Source organism: Kitasatospora sp. Ki12, assembly GCF_054601375.1.
On record NZ_BAAIHT010000001.1, the window covers coordinates 230,067 to 245,666 of the forward strand.

A 15,600-nucleotide genomic window follows, 5' to 3' on the forward strand; every position below is an offset into this window, starting at 1 on the left:
GAACAAGCTGCCCAACTCGCCTGCCGGGGCGGGAAGTCGGACCCCCGACTTCCCGCCCCGAGCCGTTCGCTACCGTGTCCCCCATGACGGACCCCCGGCGCCATCACTACCGCTTCGCCCACCGCGAGCTCGCCCGCCAAGTACTGGAGTTCGGCCCCCGCGTGGCCACCCCGACCCCGGACGGCGGCAGCCTGCTGCCGGTCGTCACCCAGATCTGGGACGACCTCGGCCGGACCCTCCCGCCCGAGGAGCGCCTGCCCACCCACGGCCTCGACTGCCGCCACCTCTCGGTCGACGGCCACCACATGCTGCTGGTCACCCTGCCCACCCCGGTCGGCGCCACCGAGGCCCACTACGTCGCCGCCGTCCACCCCCGGGGCTCCCGGACCATCCGCTACGTGACCCTGGAGCACGCCTTCGATCCCCTCGACGGCAGCCCCGGCACCGTCCTCGGCGAGTGGACCTCCGAGAGCCACCTCAACCACGGCCGGGGCCCCTCCCCCGTCGCCGAACTCTTCGTCGCGGCGGTCGTGGACCTCGTCACCCCGAAGAAGCGCGGCTTCTGGCGCCGCTGACGCCACCGCACCCGTCCGGCCGGGGCCGCCGGCGCCGAGGCGGCGTCGACGGCCCGTAAAGGTATCGTCAAAAATACGTCCGTACAGGCAAGTTGATCGACAGGAACCGATCAACCGCGCACTGGCGAGGGCTATGCTCACCCGGTCCGACAATCGACGCACGGGGGGCGAAAGTGGCCGATTTCACGGTCAGCACCGAATTCCTCGCCAAGTTGGCCCAAGACCTCAAAGGCTGCGGCGACGAACTCGACCAGGGGCTCAAGGCACTCCGGGAGGCGAGCCGCACCGGCACCGGGTTCGACTTCCTGGACGACGCCTGCGGGCACTTCCAGAGCAAGTGGGAGTACGGCCTGAAGAAGGTCCGCGAGTGCGTCAAGATCCTCGACGACGGCCTGGACAAGGTGCAGCAGAACTACGACGGCACCGAGCAGAGCATCACCAAGGCCCTCACCCCCGCGGCGGGGCAGTCATGACCGCACCCACGCCGCCCGACTGGTCCGGCCTCGGCTTCAACCCCACCCCCGGCGACTCCGCCGCCGTCACCGGCCTCAGCGGAAGCCTGCGCCGGGTGGGCCAGCACCTGACCGACGTCCACACCACGCTCGCCCAGCTCTCCGCCAACCAGGGCCAGTGGACCGGCGACGCGGCCAAGGCCTTCGCCGGCCAGTTCGGCAAGCTCCCCGCGTACCTGCAGGACGCCGCCGACTCCATCACCGCCGCCTACCAGGCACTCGACGTCTGGTACCGGGCGCTCACCGAACACCAGCCCAAGGCCGCCGAGTTGGCGCGCGCCGCGGTCACCGCCAAACAGCACAAGGAACAGGCCGAGCAGGCCCACGCCACCGCGGCGGCGGCCCCCGACCTCAAACTGGCCGGCCAGAGCTTCCCCGACGACGCCTCCCTCGCCGCCGCCGAACAGCGCTACACCAAGGCGAAGAGCCACCTCGACGCGGCCGCCGACCTGGTCACCAGCGCCGCCGACGAACTCACCGGCCTGCGGAACCAGGCCCACGAACTCGCCGAGGCCCACACGTCGGACGCCCACAAGACGGCCGACGCCATCCGCAAGGCCGCCGACAGCAAGGCCCCGCCGGAGCCGGGCTGGCTCAGCAAGGTCGGCAACTGGCTGAAGAACCACGGCGCGGACCTGCTGACGGTGGCGGCCGGCGTCTGCGGCGTCGCCGCGATCTTCTTCCCCGCGCTCGCCCTGCCCGCCATCCTGCTGAGCGCCGCCGCCGCGGGCGCGCACGCCACCCAGTACGCCGTCAAGGGCCAGCTGTGGCCGCCGCAGAAGAACATCGGCAACTGGCTGACCCTGGGCGGCGACGTGCTCGGCGCGATCCCCGGCGTGGGCGTCGCCGCCAAGGGCGTGACCGCCGCCCGGGAGGCGAGCCTCGCCGGGAAGGGAGTGCGCGGCGCGGTCACCGCCGGGACGACCGAGGTCCGGTCCGCCGCCCGCGCGGTCGACCCGGCCAACCCGATCTTCACCACCGCGATCGAGAAGCCCGCGATCAAGCTCGGGCTCTCCAAGGCCGCCGCGATGGACGTCTCCGACGGCGTCCAGGCCGTCACCACCGCCGGACTCAACGCCCCGACCGCGTACGCCCTCACCCAGGACAACCCGAGCAACGGCCTGACCAGCGCGGTCAACTACACCACCGGCGCCAACAACCTCTTCGGCTCGGGCGGCCTCGCCGCCGGCGGCGGCAAGGCCAACGCCGTCGTCGGCACCGTGTCCACCGTCGGCAACCTGCTCGGCCTCGGCGGATGGGCGGCCGGCTATGGACGCTGAGAACCCGCCGCTCTGGCTCACCCTCCCCGGGGGCTTCACCTCCGTCGACCCGACCGAGGACCTCGGCGACCGGATGGCCCGCACCGCCGAGCAGCTGGACGCGCTCTTCCCCGACGCCGCGCCCGAGCAGAAGCTCAGCGCGGTGATCGCCGCCGAGACCGCGTTCCAGGCCCAACTGCGCGAGGGCGCCGTCCACGTGTCCGGCTGCCTGGTCCGCGCCGGGGACGGCGAGCCCGTCCACGGCATGTTCACCGTCTTCCTCCGCCCGCAGGAGCTCGGCCCGCCCGGGAGCTACCCCGCCCGCGTCGCCGAGGAGCTGGCCGAGGCCTGGCCCGACGCCGACGTCGGCGTGGTCGACCTCCCGGTCGGCCGGGCCGCCCTCGTCGCGCGCGACGTCGAGGTCCCCGTGCCGGGCGCGGTGTGGGGCGTCCCCGAATCCACCGTCAGCACGGTGCGCCAGCTCGAACTGCTGCTCCCCCACCCGTGGAGCCCCCACGTGGTCGCCGCCGTCTTCACCACCGAGGACCTCGACCACTGGGACGAGTGGCTGCCCCTGCTCGCCACCGCGTTCCGCGGCATCTCCTTCCACCCGCCCCGGGACGAGAGCGCCGACGGCCTGCCGGCCGAGCAGTGGGACAACATCCGGAAGGCCTTCGGATGACGACCGCCCCCGTCCGCCGGGCCTGCGCCCTCGCCGCCGTCCTGACCGGCCTGTTCGTCACCGTCGTCCTCGCCGGCGCCTACGTCGGCACCGCCCTCGTCGTCGGCCTGGTGATCCTCTACCTCGTGGTGGCGGGCGTGGGACTGGCGAAGCTCCGGGGGCCCGGCAGCGACCCCGGTTACAAGGACACCGGCGGGGCGCTGGCCCTGGTGGCCCTGGCCGTCGTTCTGGCCACCGCCGCGGGCGGCGACGCCTGGCAGAACCTCGTGCTGTCCTCCGGGCGCGAGGTGAACGCCGTGGTGGCGTCCGAGAAGGCCGACAGGTCGTCCCGCGGCTCGACGACCTGGAGCTACACCCTCACCTCGGCGGACGGCGCCACCGTCCCCGGCGGGCCGCTGGCCCAGGACTCCGAACGCTTCAAGCCCGGCGACACCGTCACCGTCCGCATCGACCCGGCCGGACGCGTCGCCCCCAAACTCCCGGGCGAGGCGGCCTCATCGGCCTCCCTGTGGTCCGTCATCGGACTCAACGCCGCCATCGCGGCCCTCGTCCTCTGCCTCGCCCACCTCGGCAACCGCCCCCGCGGAACCACGGGGTGACCGGCAAGCCCCCGCACCGGTGGGGCGGCGGGCGCCGACACGACGTCCACCCGCGGCGGGAAGCGGCCGGGGCCTCCTTCGAACGCCCCGCGGCCGGGGGCCCGAAGAGGGGCCCTGGGGCCTGTCGGGGCGCGTGCCCCGGTGTCGCCCCGCGGCCGGGGTCCGAAGAGGGGTCCTACCCCCGTACCACCCGCGCCCGCAGGTAGTTGCGCCGGCCGAAGTTCGGCTCGTCCACCGCCGTCAGCTCCTCGACCTGGAACCGGTAGAGGGCCGCCGCGCCGCCCCCGGTGAGGAACTGCCGCCGGACGTCCTCGTCCTGCGCGAAGGCCGGGTACCGACCCTGGTACGCCGCCAGTGCCGCCTCCGCCTGCCGCCCCCAGGCCTCGCTCGCGCTGCCGGTCAGCTGCAGCCCGCGCAGCTGCTCGCCGAAGACCGGCGGCGGCAGGAACACCGTGGCGGCGGCCCGGGCCTCCTCGGCGAGGTGGTGGCTGTGCCGGGTGGAGCGCTCGCTGACGAAGTAGAGGACCAGCTCCTCGTCGTAGGCGAAGAAGGCCAGGTTGGCGTGCGGCCCGTGTTCGTGGCCGGCGGTGGCGAGGGTGAGCACCATCGCCTCCGCGAGCAGCCCCTCGACGCCCTTGTGCAGCAGATCGCCGGGCCAGTCCCCCTGCGTGATGTCGAGTCTGTACGGCATTCGGCACTCCCTCCGCTGGCACGCCCGGCGCCCACGCGCCCCGAGCACGACTGAGCCGGGCGGGCGCCCCCTCAGGAGGCCCCACGCCCGGCTCACATGCTCTACCCGCCACCCCGGACGGACAAGGGTCGCGGAACGGGTGGAATCGGCGGGTTCGGCGGGATCGGAAGGACCGGCGGGATCGCCGGACCCGCCCGCGCCCGGCCGCCTCAGTGCCGCTGCGCCCCCGACGCGGAGTAGCCGCGGCTGACCACCGGCAGCTCGCCCGGCCCGAGCAGCGGCCGCAGCGCGCCGGCTCGCATCCGGTCCACCAGCGGCCCGCAGCGCCCCGCGACCGGCGCCAGCGCCACCGCGGCCAGCAGGCCGACCAGCGCGCCCACCGCCACGTCGTGCGGGTAGTGCACGCCGACCCAGACCCGGGAGGCGGCCATCAGCACCGCGAACAGCCCGGCCACCCAGCCGAGCCGCCGGTCGACGAACCAGAGCGCGGCCGCCGCCGCGAAGGCGATCACCGAGTGGTTGCTCGGGAAGGACCAGTCCCCGGCGCCCGGGCAGGCCTCCAGCGAGAGGCTGCCGGGGATCTGCGCGCAGGGTCGGGTCTCCTCGACGATCCCCTTGAACACCGAGTTGACGGCGTACGCGATGACCACGATCAGCGGCGAGGCCAGCACCTTCGCCATCACCGCGGAGTCGGCGCCGCGCGCCCGCCACCACGACCAGAACATGAAGAGCGCGAACAGTCCCAGGCCGAACGCCGACCAGGCCTTGATCAGCTCGTCCAGCCAGTGCGGGGCCGACTGCGCCCACCCGTTGACCCGGGTGTAGAGGCTGCCGTCGATGCCGCTGCCGTCGTAGACGGCCAGGGCCCGGGAGGACATCACGCGTCACCTCCGTGACGTGGCGCCTTACGGGCGCTGAACAGTTCGAGAACATTGGGGAGCACGGGGACAACTACTACCAGACCGATGGTGGGCGGCCGATATCGGTCGCGTCCGGGCGGCGAGGTGCCGGGCCCGCGCCCGGCGCGCACCCCGCGGGCCGCCCGGACCGTGCCGATCGCCTCGACCGCACTGCCGACGGCCCGCCGGAGGGTGAACGAGCGGACCGGCCGCTCCCGTACGCGACGCGGCGGAACTGGCACCGTTCGGAGCACCGGACGGGCCGGGCGGGCGCGATCGCCGGGGAACCGGAGCACGACCGAAGGACCTCCCGTACGTTGGAGGGCGGCTCACCGCAGGACACGCCCAGGCCGTCTACAGTCGCGTAGACGGTCTACGAGACTGTAGACGAAACTTGGAGGAAACGCCGCCATGTCCGACGTACCGTCCGCCCGCCGGCCCGCCGGGGAGCTGGAGGCCGAGGTGCTGGCCGCGCTCTGGTCGGCCCGGCGGCCGCTGACGCCGCAGGACGTCCAGGCGGCGCTCGGCGGGGACCTCGCCCGCACCACCATCGCCACGATCCTGGCCCGGCTGCACGACAAGGGGACGGTCGAACGCACCCGGGCCGGCCGCGCGTACGCCTACACCCCGACCGTCCAGGACACCGCCGGTCTGGCCGCCCGCCGGATGCACACCGAGCTGCGCCGCGAGGCCGACCGCTCCACCGTGCTGGCCCGCTTCGTCTCCGACCTCTCCGCCGAGGACGAACAGCTGCTCCGCGACCTGCTCGGCGACGGCCCCGCCACCCCGGACACCGGAGCCGGCGGCCCCGCCGTCCTCGGAACCGGCGCCGACGGCCCCCACGACGGCCGCCCGGGGGCTGTCGGCCGATGATGATCGCCGTCTGGGCCCCGCTGCTGCTGCCGTTCCTGGCCGCGCCGCTGGCCCGCCGCCTCGCCGAGGCGCTGTCGCCGCGGGCCGCCGCCTGGACCCTGGCCGGCAGCACCGCCGTACTGGCCGGGGGCACGCTCTGCTCGCTCGGCCTGCTCGCCGCCGACGGGCTGCTCCAGCTGCCGCCGGTCGCCGCCCTCGGCCACCTCTCGCTGCCCTGGCTCACCGCGGCCGCCCCGGACGCCCCGTTCGCCGCCCTCGCGGCCACCCTGGCCCTGGCCGCGCTCACCGCGCTGGCGGTGCGCACGGCCCGCCGCCGACGGCGGGAACTGCGCACGGCCCGGGCCGCCCTTCCGCCCGCCGACCAGCATCCGGACATGCGCCCCCGGCGCGCCACCGTGCGCCGAACGCGCACCCCGGACCGCCTCGCCACCCCGGACCGCCTCACCGCTCCGCCCCGGCCCCCGCTCCGCCGCCCCCTCCGCTCCGCCCTCACGGCCCTCACCGCCCTGCTGCGCCCCGCCGAGCCGCCGCTCGCCGTCCTCGACGACGAGCGCGCCGACGCCTTCGCCCTGCCCGGCCGGCTGCGCCGCCCCGGCCGACCGGGTGAGCCCGGCCGGATCGTGGTCACCTCCGGCATGCTGGGCGCCCTCAGCGGGCCGGAGCGCTCCGCCCTGCTCGCGCACGAGCGTGCCCACCTGGCCGCCCGTCACCACGTCTTCCTCGCCGTCGCCGAGCACGCCGCCGGCATCCACCCGGCGCTCCGCGCGCTGCGCACGCCCCTCGGGTACCACCTGGAGCGCTGGGCCGACGAGGTGGCGGCGGCCCGGGTCGGCGACCGCACCGTGACCGCCCGGGCGGTCGGCCGGGCCGCCCTGGCCGCGAGCCGCGCCCCGCGGCCGGACCGGCCCCGGCTGGCCCCCGCCGCCCACTCCGGGCCGGTCCCGCGCCGGGTCGCCGCGCTGCTGCAGCCCCGGCCGGCCGCCGCCCCCGGTACCCGGCTGCGGGCCGTCGCGCTGGCCCTGGCCGCCTGTCTGGCCCTGAGCACCGGCGCCACCCTGGAGGCCACCGCCGACCTGCACCACGTCGTCGAGGCGGCTCAGCAGGGCGCGGAGGCGCGGCACTGAAGCCGGTCGCACGGCGCTGAAGCGTGCCGCGCGCGGCACTGAAACCGCCCGCACGGCGCGGGACGGCGGCCGCGCCGCCCGCGGCCGCCGTTCCGTACCGTCCGGTATGCCGAGTTGGCAGACCCCATCCCCACGGACCCAGCGCCCCCGTACGCTTTCGTCAGCGCGTCGGCCCCGGCGCGACCTCGAACGGCGGCGAGGAGCGGACCGAGTGCGGCAGACCGGACGGCAGTCCCGACGACCAGAGCGCCGCACCCCGCCGACCGCGGCGGAGCTGTCCAAGGTCCACGAGCGCACCCTCGCCGAAGCCGCCGCCCGCGAGCTGACCGGACCCGCCTCCCCCGAGGAGAACGGCGCCCCCGGCCTGCTCGAACCCCGACCCGAGATCGGCGACTCCTGGGCCCGGCTGCGCCGGCTCGGCCTCGACCCCGACAGCGGCGCCGCCGCCGTCCTGCTCGGCCCGGCCGAAATCGAACAGAGACGCCGCGCCAGCGGGCTCGACACGGTCGTGCCGGTGCTGCGCCAGACCCTGCTGGAGCCGACCGACGCGCTCCCGCTGATCCTCGCCATCGCCGACGCCGAGGGCCACGTGCTCTGGCAGGAGGGCGAGCGCGGCCTGCGCCGCAGCGCCGACCGGATCGGCTTCATCACCGGCGCCCGCTGGATCGAGGAGAGCGTCGGCACCAACGGCATCGCGGTCGCCCTGCGCGCCCGGCGCCCGATGCACGTCCACTCCGCCGAGCACTACCTGCGCAGCCACCACTCCTGGACCTGCGTGGCCGCGCCCGTCCACGACCCCGGTACCGGACAGCTGGTCGGCGCCATCAACCTGAGCGGCCCGGCCCACAGCATCCGCCCCTACCTGCTCCAGCTCACCGCCACCGCCGCCCGGCTGGCCGAGACCGAGCTGCGCGCCCACCGGCTGGAGGCGCTGCACCAGCTGCGCACCCTGGCCGCGCCGATGCTCGCCCGGGTCGGCGGCCCGGCCCTGGTGGTGGACGCGGCCGGCTGGACCGCCGCCGCCGCCGGACTGCCGCCGCCCAACCGGCTGCGGGTACCCAGCGAGGGCTGGGCCCCGGCCGCCGTGCACTGGGTGCCCGGCCTCGGCGAGTGCGTGCTGGAACCGCTCGCCGACGGCTGGCTGGTGCGCCCGGTCCGGCCGCCCGGGGAGGGCGGCGCCGGCACCGTGGGCGGCGAACAGGCCGAGGGCGCCCGGCTCCGGCTCGACCTGCGCCGGGCGGACCGCCCCGAGCTGTCCGTCCGGGGCGCGGCCGGCAGCTGGTCCCACCCGCTCAGCCCGCGCCACGCCGAACTGCTGCTCCTGCTCGCTACCCGGCGCGAGGGCAGCAGCGCCGCCCAGCTCGCCGAGGCGCTGTTCGGCGACGCGGGCCGGACGGTCACGGTGCGCGCCGAGCTGTCCCGGCTGCGCCGCTACCTCGGCGGGCTGCTGGCCCACCGGCCGTACCGGATCGCCGAGTCGGTGCTGGTCACCGTGGACGGGCCGGACGACCCGTACGACCTGCTGCCCGCCTCCACGGCCCCGGCCGTCCGGCGGCTGCGGGCCGCGCTGGCGACCGGGACGGCCCTGCTGCCCGGCACGGCGGCCGTCCCTCCGCCGCGTACGCCCGGGGACGCCCCGCTCGCCCGCTGAGACCGGTCCGCGGCGCGCCCGCCCGCGGATCACCGGGTGACGGCCGTCAGCCGCTCGCCAGCAGCGCGGCCAGGTCGGCGTCGGTCGGGCCGCAGTCGCGCTCCTGCTCCTCGGAGACCAGCGCGTAGGTCCGGTCCAGCCAGGCCTGCACCACGGGCTTGGAGGCCTCCAGCAGGGCGCTGCCGTGCGGGGATTCGAGCGCCAGGTGCAACGTCGACCCGTGGCACGGGCAGTACGCCGGCCACAGTTTGACGTCGCCCTGGCCGCTCAACGTGCACAGGCCGTCGCGCAGCAACTCGCGCGAGAACACCCAGTCGGCCTCGTCCGGCCGCCCCAGGTGGAACGTCAGCAGCACCTCGTACGGGCGGGCGGCGTCGAACCGGAACCGGGTGCGCACCTCGCCGACCACCTCCTCCCCCAGCGAGATCCGCAGGGGCAGCACCTCCTCCACCGCCGCCGGAGCGGCGGTGGAGCCGTCCCCATCGCCGCCCGTGGGGGTGGCGGCGAGGGGTGCACTTGAGGCTGCGGACAGCGGGTCGGGCGGCATGACGGTCTCTCCGGGACGGCGTGGGATGTCCTCAGCGTGCGCCACGGCGTGCCCGGCGGGCAAGGGTTGCAAGAGGGTTGCAATAACCCCCTTCCGGTGCGACCGCCCCTTACCCGCGCTTGTCGGACGGAGTGTCAACTTCCGTACGTCGAACGGATGTCCAAGAAATGGATGGAACCCGTCCACCGTATGACCGGCCGCTGGTACGCTCTCCCCCTCCCCGGCGCGGGCCCGCCGCGGAACGGCCCGGGACGGCCGGAGCCGGGCCCGGTGCCAGCGCGTGGGAGAATACGGCGACGCGACGGCGGCTTCGGGGAGGGAGGGGTCCGGTGGCTGTGCGCGAGGACACCGCGCTGGACGTGTCGCACGAGCCCGAACGGCACGGCCGACACGGCCGGCCACGCCCGTTCGGCGGCCGACTGCGACTGCCCACCATTCGTTTCTCCGGCGCCGCCATGGCGATGTCCACCGTCGTCGGCATCAGCATCGCCACCACCCTCCTCCTCAACGAGCAGCAGGGGATCGGCCGTCGGGCCGGCGTGGCCCGGGTCGGCTCCACCCCGCCGCCCACCCCGGGCGCCACCGACCAGGCCGAGGCGGTCTCCGCCCAGACCCCCACCGCCACCCCGGCCTCCGGCGGGCCGTCCGCCGCCCGGCAGCCGGCCCACCCGTCCACGCACCCCGCGGTCCGCCCCACCGGCGCGGCCCCGGTCGTGGCGACCCCGCCCGCCGACCGCTCGGCGCACCCGGGGGCCCCGGCCGGCGGGCTGACCGCCACCGGGCAGGACCCGCAGGCCTCCGGCACCCAGCTCACCGGCACGGAGCCGGGCGCACCGGCCACGGCGGGGCCCTCGCCCTCGCCGACCCCGCCCACCGGACAGCCCACCGGACAGCCCACCGGGCAGCCGGGCGGACAGCCTGCCGGGCAGCCCGCCGCCGGCGAGTCCCCGCACGTGCCCGTCATCAAGCCCACCGCGCCCACCGCGCCGACGGCGCCCGCCCGCCCGGTGCCGCCGCCCGGCGGGGCCGCCCCCGGTCCCACCGCGCCCCCCGGGCCTTCCGGCCCCACCGCGCCCGACCCGAGCGCCGACCACGCCCTGGCCGGCGTCCCCCTGGTCACCCCGTTCGGCCGCGACGGCCTGCGGCACGAGCTCGGCCTCACCGTGAGCGAGCCGCTCACCGCGCTGCAGGCCGAATTCCGGCTCGTCCCGGGCGATTCGGCCGCCGGTACCGGCACCGCCTGGACCGATCTGCCCGGCGCCGTGGTCACCGTCCAGCAGGAGCGCGGCACCCTGGTCTACCGCTTCACCACGCCGCCCGGCACCGACGTCCGGCCCGGCCGCTACACCTTCGGCGTGCGCGGCGCCCGCCCGGCCGCCGCCGACCCGTCCGCGGTCCGCAAGTCGGCGCCGACGGAGAGCTGGAGCGCCTCCGCCTTCGCCCTCTGCCACCCGCGCGCGGTGGCCGCGCTCGGCACCTTCGGCGCCGCCCCGCCGCCGCCCGCCGCGCCGCCGCAGGGCCCCGGCCTCCCGGGCGCCGCAGGTCAGGCCCCCAGTGCCCCCGGTGGCCCCGCCGCCCCACCGGTCACCGCGCCGCGCTGACGGCCGCGCCCGCCCCGCCCGCGCCACCGCCCGGGCGGCGGTCGGCTGTCACACGGTCCCAACCGTCCGACGATCCGACAGCTGACCTGCCCGGACGGGCGCATCCCCGCACCCCCGTTCGTTACTGTGGGCAGCACCCGGCCGGGCGCCCCCAAACGGCCCCTGCCCGGGCCGCCGTTCCGCACCCGAGGAGGAGTCCGTGCCCACCGTCCTGACCCAAGGCGGCAACGCACCGCTGACCGCCGCGCGAGTGACCGTCGAGGTCACCGCGCCCAAGGCGCTGGACGTCTCCGGCCTGCTGCTGACCGATGCCGGAAAGGTGCGCTCGGACGACGACTTCGTCTTCTTCAACGCCCCGAACGGCCCCGGCGTCAGCCACCGCCCGGCCGCCGCCGGCTCCCCCGACGCGATCACCGTCGACACCCGGGCCGTCCCCGCGGACATCACCAAGATCGTGGTCACCGCCAGCCCCGCCGACCAGGTCTCCACCTTCGCCGGGACGGAGCCCACCGCCACCGTCCGCGACGCCGACACCGGCGAGGTCCTGGTCACCTTCACCCCGCCCCAGCTGGGCCTGGAGACCGCGCTCATCGTGGTCGAGGTCTACCTGCGCAACGGCGCCTGGAAGGTCCGCGCGGTCGGCCAGGGCTACGCCGACGGGCTCGCGGGCATCGCCACCGACTTCGGTGTCAGCGTCGACGACTCCCCGGCGCCGGCCGCCGCGGCCACCCCGGCCGCGCCCGTCGCCCCGCCCGCGCCCCGGCCCCGGTGGCCGCGCCGGCCCCGGCCCCGGCCGACCGGACCCTCCAGCTGCCCACCCCGCCGGCCGACCCGTTCGACACCCCGCCCCCGCCGCCCGCCGCCCCGGTGGACCCGCGGATCGCCCTCGCCACCGGCTCCCACCCGCTGCCCCCGGTCCCGCCCGCGCCGCCCGCCGCGCCCCCGGCCCCCGCCGCGCCGGCCCGGATCACCCTGGACAAGGGCCGGGTCAGCCTGGTCAAGGGCAGCTCCGTCTCCCTGGTCAAGAACGGCCGCCCCTTCCTCTCCTCCGTCCGGATGGCCCTCGGCTGGGAGCCCGCCGCCCGCGGCCGCAGCGTCGACCTGGACGCCTCCTGCCTGGCCTTCGACGCCCGCCACAAGCGGCTGGAGACGGCCTGGTTCATGAAGCTGAACATCTTCAACGGCGCCATCGCCCACTCCGGCGACAACCTCACCGGCGGCGGCGACGGTGACGACGAGCTGATCACCGTCCACCTGGAGGGCCTGCCCGCCGAGGTCCACGGCCTGGTCTTCGTCGTCAACTCCTTCTCCGGCCAGAAGTTCACCGACGTGAAGAACGCCTACTGCCGCCTGCTGGACGCCGCCACCAACGAGGAGCTCGTCCGCTTCGACCTCACCCACTCCGAGGCCCGCACCGGCGTGGTGATGTGCAAGCTGGTCCGCCGCCCGGGCGGCGAGTGGGAGATGACGGCGCTCGGCGAGTACGTCGACGGCAAGACCGCCCGCGCGATGATCGAGCCTGCCGCCGCGCTGCTCTGACCCACCGCGCCGTCACGCCCACGGCCGCGAATTCACCCTCCTGAGGCATCAAGTCGTTTACGGACCGACTCGATTGACTCTCAGGGGGGTGAATCGCACTCTCCCCCGCACCCGCTGAGGAGAGACCGTGCCACGCTTCCTGTCCCGCCTCGCCGTCGCCGGCACCGCCGCCGTCCTCGCCGCCACGCTGACCACCCCCACCACCGTCCAGGCCGCCGCCAAGCCGGCCGAACGCACCCGGGCGCTGTCCTGGGTGGCCATGGGCGACTCCTTCACCGCCGGCGTCATCGAGGCCACCGGCGCCGAGACCGAGCCCCGCGACGGCTGCGCCCGGACCGTCGAGTCCTATCCCGAGATCATCCGCCGCGACCTCGGCGCCCTGACCGACCTGCGCAACGTCAGCTGCAGCGGCGCCACCACCGAGAACGTCCGCACCGCCAAGCTCTCCCCGCTCGGCCGCCCGCTCCCGCCGCTCGGCACCGACCCGAACGCCCCCTACCCGCCCGTCCCGCCGCAGATCGACTCCGCCGGCCCGGACACCGACCTGATCACCGTCGGCATCGGCGGCAACGACCTCGGCTTCGCCGGGATCCTCAAGGACTGCATCGAGCTCGGCGCCACCCACCTCGGCCAGGGCACCCCCTGCAAGGACCGGTACGACGCCGTCCTGCCCGACCGCCTCGCCGGGCTGAGCACCGCCTACGGCACCATGCTGACCGAGCTGCACGCCAAGGCCCCGTCCGCCAAGGTGATCACCGTCGGCTACCCGCACCTCGTCCCCGAGGACGCCGGCCTCTGCACCTACGGCGACCTGCTGCAGTTCGCCACCTTCAGCACCGGCGACCTCGCCTGGGCCCGGACGGCGATCCTGGAGCCGCTCAACGCGGTCGTCGCGCGGAGCAGCGCCGACCACGGGGACACCTTCGTCGACCTCTACCCCGCCAGCGCCGGCCACAGCGTCTGCGACGCCGACCGCTGGGTCGACGGCGTGCTGAGCACCGTCCTCCCGCTGACGTACGGACTGGTGCACCCGAACGCCCGGGGCCAGGCCGGCGCCGCCGCCGTGGTCGAGCACGCCGTCCGCGGCGGCTGAGCCGAAAACCGGTGGCCGCGCGGCCCGCGCCCGGGGCATCCTGACCGGATGATCATCCGCGAAGCCACCCCCGAGGACTGGCCGGCCATCTGGCCGTTCTTCCAGGCCGTCGTCGCCGCCGGCGAGACCTTCCCCTACCCGCTCGACATGTCCTTCGAGCTCGGCCGGGAATGGTGGATGAAGACCGCCCCCGACCGCACCGTTGTCGCGGTGGACGAGGACGGGCGGATCGTCGGCAGCGCCACCATGAACCGCAACCGCCCGGGCAACGGCTCGCACGTCGCCAGCGCCAGCTACCTGGTCGACCCGGCCCACCACGGCAAGGGCATCGGGCGGGCCCTGGTCGAGCACACCCTCGACTGGGCCCGCGGGGCGGGCTTCCGCGCCATGCAGTTCAACGCGGTCGTCGCCAACAACCACCGCGCCGTGAAGCTCTACGAGTCGCTCGGCTTCGAGGTCGTCGGCACCGTCCCCGAGGCCTTCCTGCACCCGGTCGACGGCTACGTCGGCCTGCACGTCATGTACCGGGCCCTGTAACCGCGGGGGTCTACTCCTCGATCGCCCCGCCGACCCGCCGCAGGTGCTGCCGGAAGCTGTACGCCGGGTCGGCGGCGCGGCGCTCCAGGTAGTCGTCGAAGGCGGTCTGCCGGCGCAGCGTGTCCCCGGCGGCGATCCGCCCGGCCTGGGCGCGCTCGGTCCGGGCGATCGCGCCCGCCGTCTCCAGCACCTCCTCGACCCGGTCGGCGGGCACGAACAGCACCCCGTCCGGGTCGGCGAACACCACGTCCTCGGCGGTCACCGCGTGCGGCCCGACCCGCGCCGACAGCAGCGCCTCCGGCTCCCGCTCGTCCAGCCGCACCGGCCCGAGCGGCAGCGCGCCGTAGCTGAACACCGGCAGCCCGATCTCCACCAGCTCGGGGGTGTCCCGGTGCAGCCCCCACACCACGATCCCGGCCACCCCGGCGGCCCGCGCCTCCAGCACCGCGAGGTCCCCGATGCAGGCCTCGTCCGTCCGCCCGCCGTTGTCGATCACCAGCACGTCCCCGTCCCGGGCGGCCCCGTACGCCTCCAGGAACACGTCCACGCTCCCGTAGTGCCGCACCGGCAGCACCCGCCCCGCCACCCGGCCCCCGCCGACCACCCCGGCCACCCCCACCGGCGCCACCCGCACCCCCACCCCGACCCGCACACACGCATCCGCCACCAACGGCGTCGACAACCCCTCGAACCCCTTCAGCATCCCCAACTCCTCCGAGTAAAAGGCCAGTTCACCAGCACCGGATCCTATGCCGGGCCCCGAACTCACACCATCGAGTGGCGATCACCTATCCACCGCCCGTCGGACAACCGGCACACCTAACCTGTCGGCGAGTCACTGAAGGGAGTTCAGGCGAGCATGACGGACAGCGAGATCCTCCTGGAGCTTTTCCTGGAGCTGGAGATGCCGGAGGGTCTTCGGGCCCAGCTCGTGAACGGCGACATCATCGTCGAGCCTCCCCCTGACGGACACCACGAGCACATCCTCAGCCACCTGATCGACCAGATGCACGGCGAAGCCGCCGCCGAGATGCAGGTGTCCGGCCACAAAGGTCTCCGCCTGCCCGGGGGCGGAGGCCACCCGCCCGACCATGTCATCCCCGACCTCACCGTCGTGCCCAAGGCGCTCCGCCTCTTCCGTGGCGCCCCTCCGTGGATGGAACCGGACGGCGTCGCCATGGTCGCCGAAGTCACGTCCAGCAAGCCCGACCAGGACCGCATCGCCAAGCGGCACTGCTACGCCCGGGCCGGCATCCCGCTCTATCTCCTCATCGACCGCGAGAGGTCGCAGGTGAGCCTCTTCGGCCAGCCTCACCGCGAGGAGTACACCGAGGTGCACCTGGCCGCCTTCGGCGAGCCACTCGCCCTCCCCGCGCCCTTCGACTTCGAGCTCGACACCAAGCCCTTCCTCTAGGAGA

16 protein-coding genes and 1 pseudogene are annotated in these 15,600 nt (G+C 75.5%); 13 read left to right on the plus strand and 4 right to left on the minus strand.

The features are described from left to right. The first annotated feature begins 83 nt into the window (after positions 1 to 83). From ACYP53_RS00995 to ACYP53_RS01015, 5 genes are all read left to right on the plus strand, one after another. Positions 84 to 575, plus strand: a complete 492-nt coding sequence (locus tag ACYP53_RS00995) for a hypothetical protein (RefSeq protein WP_459646384.1) — start codon at positions 84 to 86, stop codon at positions 573 to 575. A gap of 173 nt (positions 576 to 748) precedes the next feature. Beyond that, positions 749 to 1,048 (plus strand): hypothetical protein, encoded by a 300-nt coding sequence (locus ACYP53_RS01000; RefSeq protein ID WP_189916354.1) that lies wholly within the window; start codon positions 749 to 751, stop codon positions 1,046 to 1,048. Then, the gene (locus ACYP53_RS01005) at positions 1,045 to 2,367 is read left to right on the plus strand and encodes a putative T7SS-secreted protein (protein WP_459646385.1); all 1,323 of its coding nucleotides are present in this window, start codon (positions 1,045 to 1,047) and stop codon (positions 2,365 to 2,367) included. The genes ACYP53_RS01000 and ACYP53_RS01005 overlap by 4 nt, the downstream gene beginning before the upstream one ends. Beyond that, entirely contained in the window at positions 2,357 to 3,028 is a 672-nt protein-coding gene (locus ACYP53_RS01010; RefSeq protein WP_459646386.1) for a hypothetical protein, read from the plus strand. The genes ACYP53_RS01005 and ACYP53_RS01010 overlap by 11 nt, the downstream gene beginning before the upstream one ends. Continuing rightward, a complete protein-coding gene (locus tag ACYP53_RS01015) occupies positions 3,025 to 3,627 on the plus strand; it encodes a hypothetical protein (RefSeq protein WP_459646387.1) in 603 nt (200 codons plus the stop codon). The genes ACYP53_RS01010 and ACYP53_RS01015 overlap by 4 nt, the downstream gene beginning before the upstream one ends. A 175-nt stretch (positions 3,628 to 3,802) precedes the next feature. Here the strand turns inward: ACYP53_RS01015 and ACYP53_RS01020 are convergent, their stop codons facing one another. Continuing rightward, complete coding sequence (locus tag ACYP53_RS01020) at positions 3,803 to 4,318, minus strand: pyridoxamine 5'-phosphate oxidase family protein (RefSeq protein WP_459646388.1); 516 nt, start codon at positions 4,316 to 4,318, stop codon at positions 3,803 to 3,805. A gap of 209 nt (positions 4,319 to 4,527) precedes the next feature. Next, positions 4,528 to 5,196, minus strand: coding sequence for a phosphatase PAP2 family protein (locus ACYP53_RS01025; protein ID WP_459646389.1), 669 nt, complete (start codon positions 5,194 to 5,196; stop codon positions 4,528 to 4,530). A gap of 432 nt (positions 5,197 to 5,628) precedes the next feature. On the opposite strand from ACYP53_RS01025, the gene ACYP53_RS01030 reads away from it, so the two are divergent. The 3 genes from ACYP53_RS01030 (at position 5,629) to ACYP53_RS01040 (ending at position 8,865) form a co-directional block, all read left to right on the plus strand. Next, positions 5,629 to 6,090, plus strand: coding sequence for a BlaI/MecI/CopY family transcriptional regulator (locus ACYP53_RS01030; RefSeq protein ID WP_189916360.1), 462 nt, complete (start codon positions 5,629 to 5,631; stop codon positions 6,088 to 6,090). Beyond that, positions 6,087 to 7,214 (plus strand): M56 family metallopeptidase, encoded by a 1,128-nt coding sequence (locus tag ACYP53_RS01035; RefSeq protein WP_459646390.1) that lies wholly within the window; start codon positions 6,087 to 6,089, stop codon positions 7,212 to 7,214. Before ACYP53_RS01030 ends, ACYP53_RS01035 begins: the two co-directional genes overlap by 4 nt. A gap of 211 nt (positions 7,215 to 7,425) precedes the next feature. After that, positions 7,426 to 8,865 carry a GAF domain-containing protein gene (locus tag ACYP53_RS01040; RefSeq protein ID WP_459646391.1) on the plus strand — a complete coding sequence of 480 codons (1,440 nt, stop codon included), beginning with the start codon at positions 7,426 to 7,428 and terminating at the stop codon, positions 8,863 to 8,865. 46 nt (positions 8,866 to 8,911) lie between these two features. Here the strand turns inward: ACYP53_RS01040 and ACYP53_RS01045 are convergent, their stop codons facing one another. Then, the gene (locus ACYP53_RS01045) at positions 8,912 to 9,412 is read right to left on the minus strand and encodes an SsgA family sporulation/cell division regulator (RefSeq protein WP_189916363.1); all 501 of its coding nucleotides are present in this window, start codon (positions 9,410 to 9,412) and stop codon (positions 8,912 to 8,914) included. Between the two features lie 329 nt (positions 9,413 to 9,741). Between ACYP53_RS01045 and ACYP53_RS01050 the strand changes: the two genes are divergently transcribed. The 4 genes and pseudogenes from ACYP53_RS01050 (at position 9,742) to ACYP53_RS01065 (ending at position 14,182) form a co-directional block, all read left to right on the plus strand. Beyond that, complete coding sequence (locus tag ACYP53_RS01050) at positions 9,742 to 11,013, plus strand: hypothetical protein (protein WP_459646392.1); 1,272 nt, start codon at positions 9,742 to 9,744, stop codon at positions 11,011 to 11,013. Positions 11,014 to 11,224: 211 nt separating this feature from the next. Then, a pseudogene (locus ACYP53_RS01055) lies at positions 11,225 to 12,552 on the plus strand (TerD family protein). Positions 12,553 to 12,679: 127 nt separating this feature from the next. After that, complete coding sequence (locus tag ACYP53_RS01060) at positions 12,680 to 13,645, plus strand: SGNH/GDSL hydrolase family protein (protein WP_459646393.1); 966 nt, start codon at positions 12,680 to 12,682, stop codon at positions 13,643 to 13,645. Positions 13,646 to 13,693: 48 nt separating this feature from the next. Further along, positions 13,694 to 14,182: an N-acetyltransferase family protein gene (locus tag ACYP53_RS01065; RefSeq protein ID WP_459646394.1), complete on the plus strand. Its 489-nt coding sequence runs from the start codon at positions 13,694 to 13,696 to the stop codon at positions 14,180 to 14,182. Positions 14,183 to 14,192: 10 nt separating this feature from the next. Here ACYP53_RS01065 and ACYP53_RS01070 read toward each other — a convergent pair whose 3' ends face one another. After that, positions 14,193 to 14,885 carry an RraA family protein gene (locus ACYP53_RS01070; RefSeq protein WP_189916367.1) on the minus strand — a complete coding sequence of 231 codons (693 nt, stop codon included), beginning with the start codon at positions 14,883 to 14,885 and terminating at the stop codon, positions 14,193 to 14,195. Positions 14,886 to 15,041: 156 nt separating this feature from the next. Here ACYP53_RS01070 and ACYP53_RS01075 point away from each other — a divergent pair, with 156 nt between their 5' ends. Next, positions 15,042 to 15,596 (plus strand): Uma2 family endonuclease, encoded by a 555-nt coding sequence (locus ACYP53_RS01075; RefSeq protein WP_459646395.1) that lies wholly within the window; start codon positions 15,042 to 15,044, stop codon positions 15,594 to 15,596. The last annotated feature ends 4 nt before the right edge of the window (positions 15,597 to 15,600 follow it).